The organism is Pseudomonas monsensis, from assembly GCF_014268495.2.
Classification (GTDB): domain Bacteria; phylum Pseudomonadota; class Gammaproteobacteria; order Pseudomonadales; family Pseudomonadaceae; genus Aquipseudomonas; species Aquipseudomonas monsensis.
Map to the genome: position 1 here is coordinate 3,580,213 of NZ_CP077087.1, position 18,549 is coordinate 3,598,761.

The 18,549-nt window shown below is 60.6% G+C and carries 18 protein-coding genes; 8 read left to right on the forward strand and 10 right to left on the reverse strand.

Features of this window, described 5'->3' with window-relative positions; translation table 11 throughout:
- The first annotated feature begins 344 nt into the window (after positions 1–344).
- From HV782_RS15785 to nhaB, 3 genes are all read left to right on the forward strand, one after another.
- A complete protein-coding gene (locus HV782_RS15785; RefSeq protein WP_123468967.1) occupies positions 345–611 on the forward strand; it encodes a hypothetical protein in 267 nt (88 codons plus the stop codon).
- A 281-nt stretch (positions 612–892) separates the two neighbouring features.
- On the forward strand, positions 893–2,182 hold the full coding sequence (locus HV782_RS15790) for an NHL repeat-containing protein (protein WP_186746908.1): 1,290 nt from the start codon (positions 893–895) through the stop codon (positions 2,180–2,182).
- Positions 2,183–2,293: 111 nt separating this feature from the next.
- The gene (gene nhaB, locus HV782_RS15795; protein ID WP_186746906.1) at positions 2,294–3,796 is read left to right on the forward strand and encodes a sodium/proton antiporter NhaB; all 1,503 of its coding nucleotides are present in this window, start codon (positions 2,294–2,296) and stop codon (positions 3,794–3,796) included.
- 60 nt (positions 3,797–3,856) lie between these two features.
- Here the strand turns inward: nhaB and HV782_RS15800 are convergent, their stop codons facing one another.
- Genes HV782_RS15800 through gnd form a run of 3 tightly spaced genes read right to left on the reverse strand, consistent with a single transcriptional unit; the run spans position 3,857 to position 7,163 of the window.
- Entirely contained in the window at positions 3,857–4,666 is an 810-nt protein-coding gene (locus HV782_RS15800; RefSeq protein WP_186746896.1) for an HAD family hydrolase, read from the reverse strand.
- The gene (gene zwf / locus HV782_RS15805) at positions 4,663–6,186 is read right to left on the reverse strand and encodes a glucose-6-phosphate dehydrogenase (protein ID WP_123468973.1); all 1,524 of its coding nucleotides are present in this window, start codon (positions 6,184–6,186) and stop codon (positions 4,663–4,665) included. The genes HV782_RS15800 and zwf overlap by 4 nt, the downstream gene beginning before the upstream one ends.
- On the reverse strand, positions 6,183–7,163 hold the full coding sequence (gnd, locus tag HV782_RS15810) for a phosphogluconate dehydrogenase (NAD(+)-dependent, decarboxylating) (protein ID WP_123468975.1): 981 nt from the start codon (positions 7,161–7,163) through the stop codon (positions 6,183–6,185). The genes zwf and gnd overlap by 4 nt, the downstream gene beginning before the upstream one ends.
- Positions 7,164–7,437: 274 nt before the next feature.
- On the opposite strand from gnd, the gene HV782_RS15815 reads away from it, so the two are divergent.
- From HV782_RS15815 to HV782_RS15825, 3 genes are all read left to right on the forward strand, one after another.
- Positions 7,438–7,617, forward strand: a complete 180-nt coding sequence (locus HV782_RS15815; RefSeq protein ID WP_123468977.1) for a DUF6026 family protein — start codon at positions 7,438–7,440, stop codon at positions 7,615–7,617.
- Between the two features lie 194 nt (positions 7,618–7,811).
- Positions 7,812–9,560: a phosphoethanolamine transferase CptA gene (locus HV782_RS15820; protein ID WP_186746894.1), complete on the forward strand. Its 1,749-nt coding sequence runs from the start codon at positions 7,812–7,814 to the stop codon at positions 9,558–9,560.
- Positions 9,561–9,734: 174 nt separating this feature from the next.
- The gene (locus tag HV782_RS15825) at positions 9,735–9,944 is read left to right on the forward strand and encodes a hypothetical protein (RefSeq protein ID WP_186746892.1); all 210 of its coding nucleotides are present in this window, start codon (positions 9,735–9,737) and stop codon (positions 9,942–9,944) included.
- 85 nt (positions 9,945–10,029) lie between these two features.
- On the opposite strand, the gene HV782_RS15830 is transcribed toward HV782_RS15825, so the two are convergent.
- From HV782_RS15830 to HV782_RS15860, 7 genes are all read right to left on the reverse strand, one after another.
- The gene (locus HV782_RS15830) at positions 10,030–10,527 is read right to left on the reverse strand and encodes a GNAT family N-acetyltransferase (protein ID WP_186746890.1); all 498 of its coding nucleotides are present in this window, start codon (positions 10,525–10,527) and stop codon (positions 10,030–10,032) included.
- Positions 10,528–10,708: 181 nt separating this feature from the next.
- Positions 10,709–11,290: a DinB family protein gene (locus HV782_RS15835; protein WP_186746888.1), complete on the reverse strand. Its 582-nt coding sequence runs from the start codon at positions 11,288–11,290 to the stop codon at positions 10,709–10,711.
- 18 nt (positions 11,291–11,308) lie between these two features.
- Entirely contained in the window at positions 11,309–12,427 is a 1,119-nt protein-coding gene (gene zapE / locus HV782_RS15840) for a cell division protein ZapE (protein WP_186746886.1), read from the reverse strand.
- Positions 12,428–12,449: 22 nt separating this feature from the next.
- The gene (locus HV782_RS15845; RefSeq protein ID WP_123468987.1) at positions 12,450–12,791 is read right to left on the reverse strand and encodes a nuclear transport factor 2 family protein; all 342 of its coding nucleotides are present in this window, start codon (positions 12,789–12,791) and stop codon (positions 12,450–12,452) included.
- Between the two features lie 53 nt (positions 12,792–12,844).
- Positions 12,845–13,561, reverse strand: a complete 717-nt coding sequence (locus tag HV782_RS15850; RefSeq protein WP_123469197.1) for a helix-turn-helix transcriptional regulator — start codon at positions 13,559–13,561, stop codon at positions 12,845–12,847.
- A 176-nt stretch (positions 13,562–13,737) separates the two neighbouring features.
- Positions 13,738–14,697 carry an agmatinase gene (speB, locus tag HV782_RS15855; protein WP_186746884.1) on the reverse strand — a complete coding sequence of 320 codons (960 nt, stop codon included), beginning with the start codon at positions 14,695–14,697 and terminating at the stop codon, positions 13,738–13,740.
- An 18-nt stretch (positions 14,698–14,715) separates the two neighbouring features.
- Positions 14,716–15,807 (reverse strand): polyamine ABC transporter substrate-binding protein, encoded by a 1,092-nt coding sequence (locus HV782_RS15860; RefSeq protein ID WP_186746882.1) that lies wholly within the window; start codon positions 15,805–15,807, stop codon positions 14,716–14,718.
- 99 nt (positions 15,808–15,906) lie between these two features.
- Between HV782_RS15860 and HV782_RS15865 the strand changes: the two genes are divergently transcribed.
- Together HV782_RS15865 and HV782_RS15870 are read left to right on the forward strand one after the other, a co-directional pair.
- Complete coding sequence (locus HV782_RS15865; protein WP_186746880.1) at positions 15,907–16,800, forward strand: LysR family transcriptional regulator; 894 nt, start codon at positions 15,907–15,909, stop codon at positions 16,798–16,800.
- Between the two features lie 275 nt (positions 16,801–17,075).
- On the forward strand, positions 17,076–18,542 hold the full coding sequence (locus tag HV782_RS15870; RefSeq protein WP_186746877.1) for a nucleobase:cation symporter-2 family protein: 1,467 nt from the start codon (positions 17,076–17,078) through the stop codon (positions 18,540–18,542).
- Positions 18,543–18,549 lie beyond the last annotated feature (7 nt).

Genomic DNA, 18,549 nt, shown 5'->3' on the forward strand with positions numbered 1-18,549 from the left:
GGCGCCAAATTTTAGGAAAAGGTTTTAAAAACAGTCATTTGGCAGACCTGGCTGTAACATTAGCAAGAATTTGACAGGACCTTGTATCGTTTGCTTATAGGCGTACAAGCGAACTAGTTATAAGCAGCGGCTTTGTTAGTTAGCTATCGACTGATTTGTGCCATGAAGCTTTCATCCAGCTTACAAAAGCACTCATAAAACCAGCGATATGAAAGAAAGTTGAAATTTCTTTGTGGCATGTGTGACCTGTCAGAGGGTTGCGTGCATCAGTACAAGTAACCAGCCGAACGGTAAGCCCAACCGACGGCATATCACTTGATTGGGCACTACAGAGAGAAGACCCCATGACCGCCCCGCTCCGTATCAACGAAGCTCTTTTGATTGCCAACCACGCCTTTAAACCTTTTCAATGCGTGGCCTGGGCTCCACAAGACGGCAATGGCGAACTGAGCCTGACCGTTATCGACCGCACCAACTCGCACATCGGCCGCAAACAGATTCCGAGCAGCGCCTACTCCGACCCGGCCCAACTCGAGCAACTGCTGCAACAGGCTCGCGCCGAACTGAGCGAAGAAGGTTACATGCTGCAATCCTGGTCGATGCCACATTGATAGCGGGATGATGCGGATAACTTTTCAGTTATCCGCACGCTTCCTGTTAGTTGCCATAGCGATTTAATTTCGCGTACGCCTGTACAACTTTTGCAACGGCTTCAAGCGTAACTGCTTGGCATGCTTGCTATTGGTTCAAAAAGACACTGTTCTGGCACAGTGTGACCCTCCACCTGTTAGTTCTTACAGTTGTACTTCCTGCTGTTCAGGGATTGAATGTTCCGCTCATGCAGTTTGCCGGCCGGCTCGCGGCGTTGGTCAACTCGCAAGGAGAAGCGTGCATGTCCAGCCTGAACGCCTATGCCCTCCCGACGTTATCGAATAATGCCGGTCAACTCGACAAGACATTCGCTGGCAGCGGTGTCGCTCAGGTGTACTTTGCCGGCAGCCTGTCCAGCCTGACACAGGGTGTCGCACTGGATGCCCAAGGCCGAATCCTTGTGGCGGCGAAAGTCGGCATCGCCGAAGGCAGCCGCTTCGGCCTGGCACGATTGCTCGCCGATGGCTCCGCCGATCTGACCTTCGGTCATCAGGGCAGCGTGATCGACGCGTTTGCCTCAGGCTTCGAAGCCTCCGCCAGCAAAGTGCAGACGCTGCCTGACGGGCGCATCCTGTTGGCCGGTCTGCATTATGAAAACAGCCATCGCACCTTGCCCGCCCTCGCCTTGTTCGATACCCACGGTCATCTGCAGCAGTCCTTCGGCGATAACGGCCGGCAAATTGTCCGTCTGCCAGGCGAGTTGTCCATGGGCACCCGCGACAGCTGGCTGCCACCGGGCGTACCGGGCGCCGAGGCCTGCGACTTCGCGGTCCAGCCAGACGGGCATATCCTGCTGATCGCCAATCATCACTTCGAACTCGCCGACCATGCCGGCATATTGATCCGCCTCAAGCCCGACGGGCGCCTGGACCAGTCGTTCAACGGTCGTGGCTTCGTCATGATCCGGCATCTCTTGCTCAATACCTGGCTCAGTAGCCTGCTGCTGCAGGACGACGGACGTATCGTGGTCGCCGGCTCCATCGACTTTCCTCAGGAAGGCCTGCTGGCGCGTTACCTGCCCGATGGTCGTCTGGACGAGCGTTTCGCAGTGGACGGCTTCCTTGCATTCAAGGCCCACGGCAAAAGTGCACTGGTCAGTCAGGTGCTTGAATCCGCCGAAGCGCTGCATTGTTTCGGCAGCAGCCGCGATCCGATCCGTTGCCTGGCGCTCAGCCTGCACACCAACGGACGCCCCGACCAGCACCACAACGCCGGCTTGCCACAGCTGCTGGAAATCGGCTCCAGCGGTTGTCAGTGGAGCGCGGCGCAGCGCATGGCCGACGGCCGTCTGATAGCGGTTGGCGCGACCATTGGCGGGTTCGAGGCTGATTTCATCGTCGCCCGCTACTGCCCTGACGGTCATCTCGATCCGAGTTTCGGTGAAGGTCGCGGCTGGTTGCGCACGCGCCTGGGCCGCAGCCTGGACACCGCCAATTCGCTGGCCGTGCAGGCGGATGGCGCTCTCCTCGTCGGCGGTTATTCGCTGGATGGCAACTACCGGGCAATGGTTGCGCGATACCTCAATCAGTAATGCCCCCTTCGGCAGCGCCTACGGTATTGAGGAACGTGTTTCGCCATTCACGACTTGAACTTGTCAGACACATCCGGCAACTTGCTCGCTTCTAAATACAAGGAGCAACCGATGTCCGGTTCAATGGCCCAGGCGTTCGCGCATAATTTTCTCGGGCACTCGCCACGCTGGTATAAGGCGACCATCGTCGGATTCCTGATTCTCAACGCCCTCGTGCTGTTCACGGTGGGTCCGGTCGCCGCAGGCTGGTTGCTGGTGATCGAGTTCATCTTCACCCTCGCCATGGCGCTCAAGTGCTATCCGCTGATGCCCGGCGGCCTGTTGCTGATCGAAGCGCTGTTGTTGAAGATGACCACCGCGCAGGCGCTTTACGATGAACTGGTGCACAACTTTCCGGTAATCCTGCTGCTGATGTTCATGGTGGCGGGCATCTACTTTATGAAGGATCTGTTGCTGTTCCTGTTCTCGCGACTGTTGCTCGGCGTGCGCTCGAAAGCGATCCTCGCGCTGATGTTCTGCTTTTTGTCGGCGTTTCTGTCGGCGTTTCTCGATGCCTTGACCGTGACGGCGGTGATCATCAGCGCCGCAGTGGGCTTTTATTCGGTGTATCACCGCGTCGCCTCAGGCAATGACCCGCGTCAGGACAGTGAGTTTGGCGACGACCAGAACCTGCCGAAGCTGCATCACGAAGATCTGGAACAGTTTCGTGCGTTTCTGCGCAGCCTGTTGATGCACGGCGCGGTCGGCACCGCACTGGGCGGCGTGTGCACGCTGGTCGGTGAGCCGCAGAACCTGTTGATCGGCCATGAGATGGGCTGGCACTTCGGCGAGTTCTTCCTGAAAGTCGCGCCGGTGTCGCTGCCGGTGCTGGCGGCGGGTCTGGTGACCTGTGTGTTGCTGGAGAAGCTGCGCTGGTTCGGTTACGGCACGCTGCTGCCTGATAACGTGCGCGCCGTCCTGGCCAACTACGCCGCCGAAGACAACGCCGAGCGCACGGCGCGCCAACGCGCTGCACTGTTGGTGCAAGGTGCCGCGGCGCTGATTCTGATCGGTTGTCTGGCGTTTCACGTGGCGGAAGTCGGTCTGATCGGCTTGATGGTGATCGTGCTGATCACCGCGTTTACCGGGATCACCGACGAGCATCGTCTAGGCAGTGCATTCAAGGACGCGATGCCGTTTACCGCGTTGCTGGTGGTGTTTTTTGCGGTGGTGGCGGTGATTCACGACCAACAACTGTTCGCACCGCTGATTGAGTGGGTGCTGGCGCTGCCGGCCGATCAGCAACCCGGCATGCTGTTCATTGCCAACGGCCTGTTGTCAGCGATCAGTGACAACGTGTTTGTCGCCACCATCTACATCACCGAAGTGAAACAGGCTTTCCTCGCCGGCCACATGAGCCGCGAGCATTTCGAGACGCTGGCGATTGCGATCAACACCGGCACCAACTTGCCGAGCGTGGCGACGCCCAATGGCCAGGCGGCGTTCCTGTTCCTGCTGACGTCGGCGATTGCACCGCTGGTGCGCCTGTCGTACGGGCGGATGGTGTGGATGGCGTTGCCGTATACCTTCGTGATGGGGCTGCTGGGCTGGTATGCCGTGAGCTACTGGCTGTAATCACAGCGAATAATCTGTAGGAGCGAGCCTGCTCGCTCCTACAGTTGTTTTTGCGTTTGTTCAGCGCGGGAGGATGTATCTCTCGATGGCCTGCGCCACGCCATCCTCGGTGTTCGGCGCTGTCACCACATCGGCCTGCCGCTTCACCGCTTCTTCCGCCTGCCCCATGGCAATCGACAGTCCGGCACACTGGAACATCGCCGGGTCGTTACCGCCATCACCAATCGCAGCAGTGTGTTCCAGCGCAATACCAAGATGCGCGGCAATGGTCGCCAGCGCGCTGCCCTTGTTGGCTTCCAGCGCCGTTACGTCCAGATACACCGGTTGCGAACGGGAGACCTGCGCCATGCCGTTAACCTTCTCCTGCAGACGCGCCTCAAGCTCGATCAGCAGATCCGTGTTGTGGCTGGTGGCGACAATCTTGTCGATGCGCTCCAGGTACGGCTCGAAACTCTCGACCACCACCGGCGGATAACCGAGGCCGTGTTGTTCGCGCGGCACCATCGGGCCGTGAGGATCCTTGAGCAGCCAGTCGCCACCGCTGAACACCCAGATTTCCACATCCGGCTGATCGGCGAACGTTGCCAGGGCAATCAACGCCGTCGGCGCTGGCAGGTAATGCGCCACCAGCAAGCTGCCGTCAGGATTGACGAGGGTGCCGCCATTAAACGCCGCGGTCGGCAGATCGACGCCCAAGGCTTCGATCTGCTGCAACATGGCCTTCGGCGGGCGCCCGGTCGCCAGGCTGAACAACACGCCGGCCTCGCGCAACGAGCGCACGGCGTCAATGGTGCGCTGGCTCAGGCTGTGATCAGGCAGCAACAGCGTGCCATCCATGTCGCTGAGCAAAAAGCGGATCGAGTGACTCATCCCAGACCATGCCAGACGCGACCATCGCGAGTCAGCAGATCATTGGCGGCTTGCGGGCCATCTTCACCGGCGGCGTAGGTCTGCACGCTCGCGTCCTGCTGCCAGGCGTCGAGGAACGGTTGCACGGCGCGCCAGCCATTCTCGATGTTGTCGGCACGCTGGAACAGGGTCTGGTCGCCGGTCAGGCAGTCGTAGATCAGCGTCTCGTAACCGGTCGACGGCTGCATCTCGAAGAAATCCTTGTAGGCGAAGCCCAGTTCGATATTGGCCATGTTCAGCGCGGGTCCCGGGCGTTTGGCCAACAGGTCGAACCACATGCCTTCGTTGGGCTGGATCTGGATACGCAGGTAGGTCGGCTGCAGTTCGTCGACCTCGGTGTCACGGAACTGCGCGTACGGTGCCGGTTTGAAGCAAATGACGATCTCGGTGTCGCGCACGCTCATGCGCTTGCCGGTGCGCAGGTAAAACGGCACGCCGACCCAGCGCCAGTTGTCGATCATGACTTTGAGCGCGACATAGGTTTCCGTGGTGCTGTCCGGGGCAACGTTGGCTTCCTGGCGATAACCGTTCAACGCCTTGCCGTCGATTTCGCCGGCGCTGTACTGGCCTCGCACCGAATTGGCTCGCGCCTCGTCGACGGTCCACGGGCGAATCGCCCCGACCACTTTGGCCTTCTCGCCACGCACCGCATCGGCACCGAACGCGGCCGGCGGCTCCATGGCAACCATCGCCAGCAACTGGAACAGGTGATTGGGCACCATGTCGCGCAGTGCGCCGGTGTGCTCGTAAAAACTGCCACGGGTTTCAACGCCGACGGTTTCGGCGGCGGTAATCTGCACGTGGTCAATGTAATGGTTGTTCCAGAACGCTTCGAACAAGCTGTTGGAGAACCGGCTGACCAGAATGTTCTGCACGGTTTCCTTGCCCAGGTAATGGTCGATCCGGTAGATCTGCTTCTCGGACATCACCTTGAGCAAACAGGCGTTCAGCGCTTCGGCGGTTTGCAGGTCGGAGCCGAACGGCTTCTCGATCACCACCCTTCTGAACGCTTCTGGAGTTTCTTCAAGCAAACCGGCGCTGCCCAGTCGGCGCACCACTTCACTGAAGAAACGCGGCGCGGTGGCCAGGTAGAACACCGCATTGCCGGTGCCGCTGTCGGCAATTTTCGCCGCCAGCGCGGAATAAGTGCTGTCGTCCAGGAAATCACCCTGGACGTAGCTGATACCTTTGGCGAGCTTGGCCCACAAGGCCGGATCCAGCATCTGATCGCCCTTGCCGACCTTCGCCGCCACTTCGGTACGGATGAAGTCTTCGAGCTTTTGCGCGAAGGCTTCATCGGTAATGGCGTTGTGGTCAACGCCGACGATCCGCAGATTTTCGTCAAGCAAGCCGTCGCGACTGAGGTTGTACAGCGCCGGCATCAGCAAGCGCTTGACCAGGTCGCCGTGGGCACCGAACAGAAACAGCGTGGTCGGTGGTGCGGGTTCTGCCTTGGATTTTCTGCGGATCGTATGGGTCATTTCTTCGGTATCTCCACGTGGCCGCCGAAGCCGAAGCGCTGGGCCGAAAGAATCTTGTCGCCAAAAGTGCCCTGGCCGCGTGAGCGGTAGCGCGAGAACAGCGAGTTGGACAGCACCGGGACCGGCACCGCTTGTTCCATGGCAGCCTCGATGGTCCATTGGCCTTCGCCGCTGTCCGCTACCGAACCGGAGAAGCCGTCAAGCTTAGGATCGCTTGCCAGCGCATCAGCGGTCAGGTCGAGCAACCACGATGAAACCACGCTGCCACGGCGCCAGACTTCGGCGATGTCGGCCACGTTCAGATCGAAACGCTGATCTTCCGGCAGACGTTCGCTGGACTTGGTCTTGAGGATGTCGAAGCCTTCGGCGAAGGCCGCCATCATGCCGTACTCGATACCGTTGTGGATCATCTTCACGAAATGCCCGGCACCGGCAGGACCGGCGTGGATATAGCCGTGCTCGGCGCGGTGATCCTCGGACTTGCGGTCCTTGGTGCGCGGAATGTCGCCCATGCCCGGCGCCAGTGCGGCGAACAGCGGATCGAGACGCTGCACGGTTTCGGCGTCGCCGCCGATCATCATGCAGTAACCGCGTTCCAGGCCCCAGACGCCGCCGGAGGTGCCGACGTCAATGTAGTGCAGGCCCTTCTCGGCCAAGGCCTTGGCGCGGCGAATGTCATCTTTATAGTTGGTGTTGCCGCCGTCGATGATGGTGTCGCCGGCTTCGAGCAAAGTGCTCAGGGTGTTGATGGTGTCTTCGGTCGGCGCGCCGGCCGGCAGCATGACCCAGACCGCGCGCGGTTTGGCCAGGCCGGCAACCAGTGCCGGCAAGTCGGCGACGCCGGTGGAGCCCTCGGCGACCAGGTTGTCGATGAAAGCGGTATTGCGGTCGTAAACAACGGTGGTGTGACCGTTGAGCATCAGACGCCGCGCAATATTGCCGCCCATGCGGCCCAGTCCAATAATCCCGAGTTGCATGTGCTGATGCTCCTTACTACAAATAAATGTGTGTCATTGGTTATAGCCCAACGCGACTGATGGAGGTTAGTCCAGAGCGTTGCGATGAAGTTTCCGGGCATTGTGCCCGATCCAGACTGATAACGCCCCGAATCCTGCCGAAGACACACCGACCATGAAAAATAAAAAAGTTCCATTCACAGGCAAAAGAAATCAAAATCGGCGCCGATAGTAAGAGAGCACCTCGAAACCGGGGGCTACTTACAGTTGAGACACGCCATTTGCGAGGTGAGCAATGGGCACAGTACACACAGCAATGCCGCCACAAACCCTGTACGTGACAATCCGTCGCGATGAATTGCGTCAGTTGAAAGACGAGCGCGACCAGTTGAAGCAGGAACTGGCCCAACTGCAGATGGCCCACGGCCTGCAGTCGAAACCGGTGCCGGTCGTTCAGCGTCACCCACACGCCTGATCCCTCTTTTCTCGGGAACCGTCACCGCGGTTCCCTACGCTCTACCCCCGGCCGCTTTCGCCAACTCACAAAACTTTCACATTCTCTTCGTAATACTCCGCCTCCATTCTGGCCGTACCTTCGCGTATGGCCTTCGTTCGTCGGCTTCATGAATGTCCCGGCGGTGGTTGTAAACGAGTCAGCTGGAGCGCCGAATGGCATTGTTCAAACGCAGCAAAACGACTGCGACAGGTTTCGACTGGGCCGGTTTTATCTGGCTGTTTGTATTCTTCTGGTATTTTTCCGGCATCACCCAACTGCTGATCCAGATCACCGGCACCTCCGGCTTCAGCGGGTTCCGCCAAGCGTTCTTCACCAGCGCGCTCTGGCTGGCACCGATGCTGCTGTTCCCCAAGCGCACGAAACTGCTGGCCGCCTTGATCGGCCTGGTGCTGTGGGCCTGTTCGATGGCCAGTCTGGGCTACTTCTTCATCTATCAGCAGGAATTCTCCCAGAGCGTCATCTTCATCATGTTCGAGTCGAACGTGTCCGAAGCCGGCGAATACATGACTCAGTATTTTGCCTGGTGGATGGTGGTCGCGTTCCTCGCCCATACCGCGTTCGCCTATTTCCTGTGGACTCGCCTGCGTCCGGTGTACATGCCTCGTGGTCGCGCTCTGGTGGCGGCCGTCGCCATCGTCATCGCCGTGGTCGGCTACCCGCTGGTCAAACAGACGATGCGCATGGGCTCCTTCGCGCAAGGCTTCGAGAAATTCGAAACCCGCATCGAGCCAGCCGTGCCTTGGCAGATGGCCGTGGCCTATCACCGTTATCTGGATACCCTCGCCGACATGCAGGGCATGCTGCACAACGTGAGCAAGATCCCGCCGCTGAAAAACCTCAAGGATGCCTCGGCCGATCAGCCGAAGACCCTGGTGCTGGTGATCGGCGAATCGACCAACCGTCAGCGCATGAGCCTTTACGGCTATCCGCGTAAAACCACGCCGGAACTGGACAAGCTCAAGGATCAGTTGGCGGTATTCGATAACGTCGTCACCCCGCGCCCCTATACCATCGAGGCGTTGCAGCAGGTGCTGACCTTCGCTGACGAAGAACACCCGGATCTGTACCTGACGACGCCGTCGCTGGTCAGCATGATGAAACAGGCCGGTTACAAGACCTTCTGGATCACCAACCAGCAGACCATGACCAAGCGCAACACCATGCTCACGACCTTCTCCGAACAGGCCGACGAGCAGGTGTACCTGAACAACAACCGCAACCAGAACGCCGCCCAGTACGACGGCGACGTGATCGAGCCGTTCAACAAGGCCCTGAACGATCCGGCGCAGCGCAAATTGATCGTCGTGCACCTGCTCGGCACTCACATGAGCTACCAGTACCGCTATCCGCCGAGCTTCGACAAGTTCCAGGATCGCAACGGTGTACCGGCCGGTGTGCGTGACGACCAGGTCCCGACCTACAACAGCTACGATAACGCCGTGCTGTACAACGATTTTGTCGTGTCGAGTCTGATCAAGGATTACGCAAAGTCCGATCCGAACGGCTTCCTGCTGTACCTGTCGGACCACGGTGAAGACGTGTTCGACTCGGTCGGCCACAACACCCTGGGGCGTAACGAAAACAAGCCGACCGCACCGATGTACACCATTCCGTTCATGGCCTGGGCTTCGCCGAAATGGCGCGAGAACCATGACTGGAACTTCGCGGCGGACCTGGATCGTCCTTACAGCAGCTCGCACCTGATCCACACCTGGGCCGACATGGCCGGGCTGAACTTCGATGAGCTGGACCGCAGCAAGAGCCTGGTCAGTGACAGTTTCAAGGCTCGCCCTTTGCTGATCGGCGATCCGTATCAGACGGAACAGCGCTCGCTGATCGACTTCAGCCTGATGAAGCCGAAAAAAGCCGATCCCGCCCCGGCGGATATCGTCCAGAAGTAACCCGAAAAAAGGGGCCGAAACCGGCCCCTTTTTCATGCTCGCAGCCCCCGCCCTCTCCTGCGCCTTACCCCTCCCGTCAACGGTGTTAACCCCGAGTTAATTAACCGCCCACAGACTCAGTCCCGAGTTCTGTTTCATGGATGAACGGCTCCGACTTGTTCAGTAGGAGGCACCATGAAAATCACCACCGTATTACTTGCCGGGCTGCTTGCCCTCGGATCAGCCAGCGCCTTTGCCGAAGGCGGCGCCGAGCGCATGCGTCACTACTTCGACCACTTCCCGGTCCACACCACGCAAAGCGCGCAGGCGAACGACGCCGACGCCAGAGAGATTCGCGTTCCCGCCGATCAGACGGCGCAAGCCACCGAGTCTTATCGCAACTGAGGTTTACCGAGCAACCGATGGACCTCCCGTGGCTCCGCTCTGGCCCGGGAGAAGACAGTTGGGCGCCCATGGCGGGCGCCTTTTTTTATGCCTGCAGAGTCTTGATCCAGAACAGCATGCGCCCGTGATCGGGGTTGAACATGCCCGGCGTAAAACCGAACTTGCTGTAGGCATTCTGGGCTACGGCGTTGCCTTCCAGCACTTCCAGGGTGATCTTGCAGCAGCCACGCTGGCGGGCGATTTCCTCGACCTTGCGCAGCATTTTCTGGCTCAGCCCCAGACCGCGAAACTGACTCACCACTGCCACGTCATGCACGTTGACCAGTGGCTTGCAGGCGAACGTGGAAAATCCTTCGAAGCAGTTCACCAACCCGGCCGGCTCACCGCCCACGAACGCCAGCACGCTGAAGGCGTGCGGACGGCGGGCAAGTTCTGCGGGCAATCGACGCAGCAAGTCGGGATCGAGTGGCTGACCACCACCCATCGGGTCTTCGGCGTAATGATTGAGCACAATGCCGATGGCTTCGGCGTGCAGTGGATTGCTGTAACTGGCCTGAAGTACAAGAATTTCTGCGGAATCCATTTCCATCCCCAAACACATGATGAGCCCCGGCACGCAAAGGGCGGGCTGAAAGGCTGACTCGACCTTAACGCGGACGTGTGCAGGTCGGCAATTATAAAAAACCAAAGATTCGGCAGCGCCTGCACCGTGTGACCTGCAAGCACTGCCGCATGCGCCGATCTTGGGCTTTGTGCCGTGCCATTCAATGGCCCCAGATCAGTTCTTCCGTCCACCCCAGTTCGGCAAAGTCCTGCGCCCGCAGCCGGGCCTCACCGGCGCAGAAAAACTCGTCCAGCTGCGGCGGCTTGACCGATGTACCACTGAGCATCGCATGCACCTGGCCGCGATGATGAATCTGGTGTTCGTACAGATGCGACAGCAGGCGCAAGCGGCTGTCGTGCTGCGGCGTGTCGCGGGCGATGGTGACGATCCGGCCGAGATCGGCATCGCGCAGTTGTTCGCAATAGGCGATCAGGCGCCGGTCAACGTGGGTCTGCTCCTCATGCAGTGCTGCGGCGTCGGTGAAGGGCTCGTCCTGATTGAAAAACACGTAGCAATCGGGATGCGGCTCGGCGCCTCGTAGCTCACGTTCCAGCGCATCGACGTAAAACCAGTCGCAGGTGAGGATGTGATTGAGGGTCAGACGAATGCTCGGGAAGAAGCTCACTCGCGGCGCTGCCAGCTCGGTGTCGGGCAGTTGCGACCAGGCCTTGGCCAGGCGGTGATTGGCCCAGGCATTCTGATAGGCCTGGGTCAGCAGATGGTGGGACAGCGGTTGCGGCATGATTGCGCCCTCCTCACTTCAGGCTTCGGCGAAGCGTTGCAACTGCATCTCCTGCAAGCGACTGAGGGTGCGGCGGAACGGAAACTCCAGATAACCCTCGGTATACAACGCGTCCATGGGCACCTGTGCCTCGACAAACAGCGGCACCTTGCGGTCGTAGCACTCGTCGACCAGCGCGATGAAGCGCCGCACACCGTCGTCATGAACCGACAATTGCGGCAGCTCACGGTCGCCCGCCACGACCCGCTCGGCTCCGTCCTCGGTACCGCGGGCGATGCGCCCCTCGCGTTTGCGAGCGCTGAGGTTCGGCACGTCGCCCAACAGAATAGCCCGATAGTTGTCGCACAGCGCGATGAAATCCATCGCGGCAAAAGGCTGCTCGCAGAGGTCGGCGTAGCGGCACCAGAGCACGCTCTCGCTGGCCTGCACCACGTCCAGAACACGATGACCAACCGCCACCGGTTCCGGATGGGCCGTTTGCCCGGCCGTCAGGGCTTGAAAGACATCGCCCAAGGCGCTGGCCGAGCCAGGCGTGGCGACAAAGTAGCGTTGCTCGATCGCCCCCGGGTGCAGGCGATGATCCTCGGCACCGTTGACCGCAACCACTTGCATATGCGCCTTGATCGCCGCAATCGCCGGGACAAACCGGTCGCGATTGAAGCCATCGGCGTACAGCTCGTCCGGCGGCAGATTGGAGGTGCAGACCACCACCACGCCTTCATCGAACATCACTTGAAACAGGCGGCCGAGAATGATCGCATCGCCAATGTCATTGACGAACAGCTCATCGAAGCACAGCACACGAACTTCCGCTGCCAGTTCCCTGGCCAGTGCCCGCAGCGGATCGGCGATCCCGGTCAACTGGAACGAGCGCTGATGCACCCAGCCCATGAAGTGATGAAAATGCTGACGCCGCGCTGGCACCCGCAGGCTCTGATAGAACTGGTCCATCAGCCAGGTCTTGCCGCGCCCGACCGGCCCCCACAGATAAACGCCGGTGACCGAACGGGCACCGGCGTGCAGGGCTTCATGGCATTTTTGCAGGGCGAACACGGCATGTTCCTGCGCCTCATCCTGGATGAAGCCCTTGTGTTCGATGGCGTGCTGCCAGGCGCTGAGCGGAGAGTCGAAAGTCATGCGCGGCAGTATGCCACGATGGCTACAGGGAAATATCCAGCCGCGCGATTTTGCCCTGTTCGTTGAGACGGAACGTGTAGCGCAATTGCGCCGGACTGCCAGGAAACGTTCCGCTGATCAGGCCGTGTACCAGCACCTTGCCGGTGCGCTGCTGGACGTCCAGCACCTCGACCCGAGGCTGATAGCGTTGCGCAGTGTCCTGCATCCATTGCGCGATGGCGCGTGGACCAACCTGATGCTGACCCTCATCGAACACGTTGGCATCCTCGGCAAAGAAACTGGCGACGCGGCTGGTGTCACGCGCGTTGGCCGCGTCGAGGTACGCCGCGATGGCCGGGGCCAGGGTAGAGACGGGATGGGACATGATTGCAGCTCCTTTTTTGTCGGGTTCTGGCGCCATCCTAAAGCAGCCCTGCGTCAGTTTTTGTCAGCAGTGAAGCGTCCGCTTTCATCCAGTTTCATTTGCTCGCGCCAAGTGCGCAGCAAATCGCTGCGTCGGCCCGGATAGCGCTCGCCCTGCGCACTGGCAGCGCTGATGCGGTCGGTTCGGAACGTACGGTAGGCGCTGCGCAACTCACACCAGGCGACGATGATCCGCACCTCATTGAGAAACCCCAGCGCTAATGGCCAGATCAGTCGCTGGCTGGGCATCTGGCGGGCGTCGGCATAGTCGATATGCAACTTGGCCTGATCGCGGATCGCGTGACGAAACACATTCAACGCCACGGCATTCTGAGGAAACCCGTAACCCGGCGGTCCTGGCATCACCGTCGGATTGCGCAGCGCCTCCTGGGCCTGCGGATCGAGCACTGCGGCAATCTTGGCCAAGGCGTCTGCGGCGGCCTTGCCCAAGACCTCGTCGCCACGCTGATCGACATAACGCAGCCCCAGCACGATGGCCTCGGTCTCGTCGGCATTGAGCATCAGCGGTGGCAGAAACAGACCACTGCGCAACACATAACCAATGCCCGCCTCGCCATGAATCGGCGCACCGAGCGCGGTGAGCTCGGCGATGTCGCGATAGAGCGTGCGCTCGGAGACTTCCAGCTCGGCCGCCAGACTCGCGGCGGTCACCGCACGTTTCTTGCCGCGCAAAACCTGCAGCAAAGTCAAAAGACGAGTGGTACGCGACACGATGTTCAGGCTCTGCACGGGAAGGTGCGCGCAGCTTAGCAGAGGCTGGTGTCAGGAAATGGCAGGAGCCTGGATGAACAACGGCATTCAGTGGTGGAAGCAGGCAGTGGGGATAAAGACCGGCTACATCCTTTACGTTTAACAGGTGTAAAGGATGTACCCGTCTCTACAGGGTGTCAGACGTCGACTTTGTGCCGGGCCGCATAGAGGCAGAGCATTTCCATCGCCAGGGTCGCTGCGGCGAGTGAGGTCAGGTCGGCATGATCGTAGGCCGGGGCCACTTCCACCACGTCCATGCCGACCAGATTGATCCCGCGCAAACCGCCCAGAATCTCCAGCGCCTGCACCGTACTCAAGCCGCCGCACACCGGCGTACCGGTGCCTGGCGCAAAGGCCGGATCGAGGCAGTCGATGTCGAACGTCAGGTACACCGGGTTATCGCCCACCCGGGCGCGGATGGCCTCGACAATCGCCTCGCAGCCACGCCGATGCACCTGCCGCGCATCGAGCACCTGAAATCCCATGTGATCGTCGTTGGTCGTGCGCAACCCGATCTGCACCGAGCGCGCCGGATCGACCAGCCCTTCGCGCGCCGCGTGCCAGAACATGGTGCCGTGATCGACCCGTTTGCCCGCCTCGTCCGGCCAGGTGTCGCTGTGTGCATCGAAGTGGATCAACGACAGCCTGCCATGCTTGCGTGCATGCGCCTTGAGCAATGGATAGCTGATGAAATGATCGCCTCCGAAGGTCAGCATCGCGCTGCCGGCATTGAGGATGTGTTCGGCATGGGCTTCGATGCTTTCTGGAATGCTGTGCGGCGAACCGTAATCGAAGTCGCAGTCGCCATAGTCGATCACCGCCAGATGATCGAACGGATCGAACGTCCACGGCCAGTGGCGCTCCCAGGCAATCCCGGTGGACGCCGCGCGAATCCCGCGCGGGCCGAAACGCGCGCCGGGGCGGTTGCTGGTGGCGGTGTCGAACGGCACACCGCTGACCGCCACGTCAACGCCGCGCAAGTCGCGGCTGTAGCGTCGGCGCATGAAACTGGTGATCCCGGCGTAGGTGCTTTCGGCGGCAGTGCCGTAGAGGCTGTCGCGCGTGATGGCCTGATCGTTTTGCATGGGCACGTCCATCTCGGTTCACTCCTGGTGTTATTGATGGCTACGGAAAGTGGTCCACAAACGGGTGCGCTGACGCATGTCCTTGAGGCTCATGCTGCGGTCGGCGTACAGCCGTTCGCGCACGGCGGCCGGCGGGTAGATGTCGGGGTCGCTGCGCACGGCTTCATCCACCAGCGGCGTCGCGGCCTGGTTGGCGGTGGCGAAGAACAGCGTATTGGTCAGCTCGGCCACCGAGTCGGGGCGCAGCATGAATTCGATGAATGCTCGCGCAGCGTCCGGGTGCGGCGCGTCTTTGGGGATGGCCAGGTTGTCCTGCCACACCAGCGTGCCCTCCCGTGGAATACGGTAGGCAACATCGAACGGCTTGCCGGCCTTACGGGCCTGATCGGCGGCCATGCTCGCGTCGCCGTTATAGGTCAGCGCCAGACACACGTTGCCGCTGGCCAGATCGTTGATCTGCCGGCCGGTGGCGACGTACAACACTGACGGCTGCAATTTCTGCAGTAGCGTCTGGGCGGCGGCCAGATCATTGCGCTCGGTGCTGTAGGGATCTTTCCCGAGGTAATGCAGTGCCAGGCCGATGACTTCCTGCGGCGAGTCCAGAATGGCAATGCCGCAATCCTTGAGCTTGCTGGCGTATTCGGGCTTGAACAGCAGGTCGAGACTGTTAAGCGGCACATCTGGCAGCCGCTGTTTCACCGCCTCGACGTTCATGCCCAGGCCGAGCGTGCCCCAGGTGTACGGCACGCCGTAGCGATTGCCGGGATCGACGGCGGCGAGCTTTTCCAGCAGATCCGGGTCCAGATTGGCGTAACCCTTGAGTCCGTCGTGGCGGATTTCTTTCAACGCGCCGGCAGCCAATCCGCGCGCCAACACAGTGGAGGACGGCACGACCACGTCATAACCGCTGCCACCGGTGAGCAATTTGGTTTCCAGCACCTCGGAGGTATCGAAAGTGTCGTAACGCACGTGAATGCCGGTCTCCTGCTCGAAACGCTGCAGGGTGTGCGGCGGCACGTAATCGGCCCAGCTGTAGAGGTTGAGGGTTTTGTCCTCGGCCTGGGCATGGATGACCACGGACAACAACAGCGCGGGGAAACACAGCTTGAACACGGGAGCCATGACGAACACCTGACCGGAGGAAGTGGTGGCAGGATGCGCCTTCGGATACATTAGAAAAATAGCGAAATAATTATCCTGACTTTACCCCGGAGTAATGTGATGCTCGGCCAGCTTCACGATATTGATCTGCAGTTGCTGCGCCTGTTTGTCAGCGTGGTCGAGTGCAGCGGATTCAGCGCCGCCCAAGGTGAATTGGGCCTGAGCCAGTCGAGCATCAGCCAGCAAATGGCCAGGCTGGAAACGCGCCTGGGCTATCGCCTGTGCAGCCGTGGCAAGGCTGGTTTCAGCGTCACGCCCAAGGGTGAGCAATTGTTGATTGCCATCCGCAGCCTGTTCGAGTCGATCGAAACCTTTCGCCATCAATCCAACGGCGTCGCCGGGCGGCTGATTGGCGAGGTGCGACTGGGCATTTCCGAGGCGGTCGATCAATCCGTGCTGCAACGCGTGGCTGTGGCGATCCGGCGTTTTCGCGAACGCGACGAATCGGTGCGCATCGAGCTGATCAGCGCGATGCCCGGTGAGATGGAGCGCCTGTTACTGCAACAACGGCTGGATCTGGCGATCGGTTACTTCTCTCAGGCACAGAGCGCTTTCGACTATCGCCAGTTGTTCAGTGAAACCCAGCATTTGTACTGTGCACCGGGGCATCCGTTATTCACCGACGCTTCGCCCGGCGACGAGGCCTTGGCCGCCTGTGACCGGGTCGATCACCCGTACCGTTTTTTGCGCAGTGACGAGCCGTTTCAGGGCAAGGTCTGTTCGGCGCGCTCGGAACAGGTGGAAGGCACGCTGGCCTTTATCCTGTCCGGCAAACACGTGGGCTATCTGCCCGAACACTATGCGCGCAGCTGGCAAGACAGAGGCCTGTTGCGGCCGGTACGTGAAGGAGAGTTGAGTTTTGAGGTGGCGTTTCATCTGGCCCGGCATCGCGCACAGGTGCCGGGGGATGCGCAAAAGGCGTTTGAGGAGGATTTGCTCGCGGCCTTCTCCTGACACACAGCCCCCGTGCGGCGCGGGAGCTTGCTTGCGCCGGGCTGCGCAGCGGCCCCTGGTTTTTTTCAGCCATGCACCCATTTACGGTTGCTGCGCCGCCGAGCGCGAGCACGCTCCCGCGCCACAATGCGGTGTGTCAGGTTGGGCCGATAAGCACCTCCCCCAATAAAACCTGACCTTTCAGGCAGTTATTGCTCGTTGCCCTCGCCGACCTCTTCCGGCATCCTGCGCCTCCATTTTCTGACCCGGCCCCGCCTCGCGGCACGCAAACCACCATGACCGCCTCTGAAAAAACCCCGCGCAACAACGACCTGATCTACGGCCTCAACGATCGCCCGCACCTCACCGCCACTGTGTTCGCCGCGCTGCAACACGTACTGGCCAGCTTCGTCGGCATCATCACGCCGACCCTGATCATGGGCGGTGCCCTCGGCCTGCACAGCGAAATTCCCTACCTGATCAGCATGGCGCTGTTCGTTTCCGGCCTCGGCACCTTCGTGCAGGCCAAACGTTTCGGCCCGGTCGGGTCGGGCCTGCTGTGCCTGCAAGGCACCAGTTTCTCTTTTATCAGCGTGATTCTCAGCGCCGGGTTCATGGTCAAGGCGCGGGGCGGCGGCACCGATGAAATCCTCTCGACGATCTTCGGCGTGTGTTTTTTCGCCGCGTTTATCGAGGTGGTGCTGAGCCAGTTCATCGGCAAATTGCGCATGCTGATCACCCCGGTGGTCACCGGCACCATCATCACCCTGATGGGCCTGTCTCTGATCAAAGTGGCGATGACCGACATCGCTGGCGGTTTCGGTGCAGCGGATCTCGGCGCAGCCAGCCATGTGTTCCTCGCGGCACTGGTGCTGGGCACCATCGTCGTGCTGAACCGCGTCGATGTGCCCTTCCTGCGTCTGGGTGCCATCGTCATTGGCCTGACCCTCGGTTACGTGGTCGCGTGGCTGATGGGCACGGTGGATTTTGCCAGCCTGCCCGAGGTGCCGCTGGTCAGCGTGCCGGTGCCGTTCAAGTACGGTTTCAACTTCGACTGGGTGGCGTTCGTGCCGGTGGCGGTGATTTTCCTCGTGTCGCCGCTGGAGGCCGCAGGCGATCTGACGGCCAACTCGATGATCTCGCGGCAACCGGTCAAAGGCCCGCTGTACATCCGCCGGATCAAATCCGGCCTGCTCGCCGACGGCCTGAACTCGGCCATGGCGGCCGTGTTCAACAGCATGCCGATGGTGACCTTTGCGCAGAATAACGGGGTGATCCAGCTCACCGGCGTGGCCAGTCGATACGTCGCGTTTTTCATCGCCGGCCTGCTGGTGCTGCTGGGGCTGTTTCCGATGATTGGCGCGGTGCTGCAACTGATGCCGAAACCGGTGCTCGGCGGCGCCGAGCTGGTGATGTTCGGCACCGTGGCCGTGGCCGGGATCAAGATCCTCGCCGAGGCGGGCCTGCATCGGCGCAACATGCTGATCGTGGCGATCTCAATCGGTATGGGCCTGGGCATCGCCGCCGTACCGCAAGTGCTGCGCGAACTGCCACAGGCACTGCGCAACATCTTCGAATCGCCAATCACCGTCGGCGCATTGTGCGCAATCGTGCTGAACATCTTTCTGCCAGAAGAATTCATCGAGCTGGAAGAAGACGACTTCGACCCGGAAGCTTCTATTCTTCAGGTCATGGAAAACCCCGATGTTGCGGCCAAAGGTGAACCTGGCCAACCTGTGGCTGTCGCACAGTTGAACCGCTAAACGCTAC

Coding starts and splice junctions, on each gene's coding strand:
- HV782_RS15785 (WP_123468967.1), top strand. CDS start 345: ATGACCGCCCCGCTCCGTATCAACGAAGCTCTTTTGATTGCCAACCAC.
- HV782_RS15790 (WP_186746908.1), top strand. CDS start 893: ATGTCCAGCCTGAACGCCTATGCCCTCCCGACGTTATCGAATAATGCC.
- nhaB (WP_186746906.1), top strand. CDS start 2,294: ATGTCCGGTTCAATGGCCCAGGCGTTCGCGCATAATTTTCTCGGGCAC.
- HV782_RS15800 (WP_186746896.1), bottom strand. CDS start 4,666: ATGAGTCACTCGATCCGCTTTTTGCTCAGCGACATGGATGGCACGCTG.
- zwf (WP_123468973.1), bottom strand. CDS start 6,186: ATGACCCATACGATCCGCAGAAAATCCAAGGCAGAACCCGCACCACCG.
- gnd (WP_123468975.1), bottom strand. CDS start 7,163: ATGCAACTCGGGATTATTGGACTGGGCCGCATGGGCGGCAATATTGCG.
- HV782_RS15815 (WP_123468977.1), top strand. CDS start 7,438: ATGGGCACAGTACACACAGCAATGCCGCCACAAACCCTGTACGTGACA.
- HV782_RS15820 (WP_186746894.1), top strand. CDS start 7,812: ATGGCATTGTTCAAACGCAGCAAAACGACTGCGACAGGTTTCGACTGG.
- HV782_RS15825 (WP_186746892.1), top strand. CDS start 9,735: ATGAAAATCACCACCGTATTACTTGCCGGGCTGCTTGCCCTCGGATCA.
- HV782_RS15830 (WP_186746890.1), bottom strand. CDS start 10,527: ATGGATTCCGCAGAAATTCTTGTACTTCAGGCCAGTTACAGCAATCCA.
- HV782_RS15835 (WP_186746888.1), bottom strand. CDS start 11,290: ATGCCGCAACCGCTGTCCCACCATCTGCTGACCCAGGCCTATCAGAAT.
- zapE (WP_186746886.1), bottom strand. CDS start 12,427: ATGACTTTCGACTCTCCGCTCAGCGCCTGGCAGCACGCCATCGAACAC.
- HV782_RS15845 (WP_123468987.1), bottom strand. CDS start 12,791: ATGTCCCATCCCGTCTCTACCCTGGCCCCGGCCATCGCGGCGTACCTC.
- speB (WP_186746884.1), bottom strand. CDS start 14,697: ATGGACGTGCCCATGCAAAACGATCAGGCCATCACGCGCGACAGCCTC.
- HV782_RS15860 (WP_186746882.1), bottom strand. CDS start 15,807: ATGGCTCCCGTGTTCAAGCTGTGTTTCCCCGCGCTGTTGTTGTCCGTG.
- HV782_RS15865 (WP_186746880.1), top strand. CDS start 15,907: ATGCTCGGCCAGCTTCACGATATTGATCTGCAGTTGCTGCGCCTGTTT.
- HV782_RS15870 (WP_186746877.1), top strand. CDS start 17,076: ATGACCGCCTCTGAAAAAACCCCGCGCAACAACGACCTGATCTACGGC.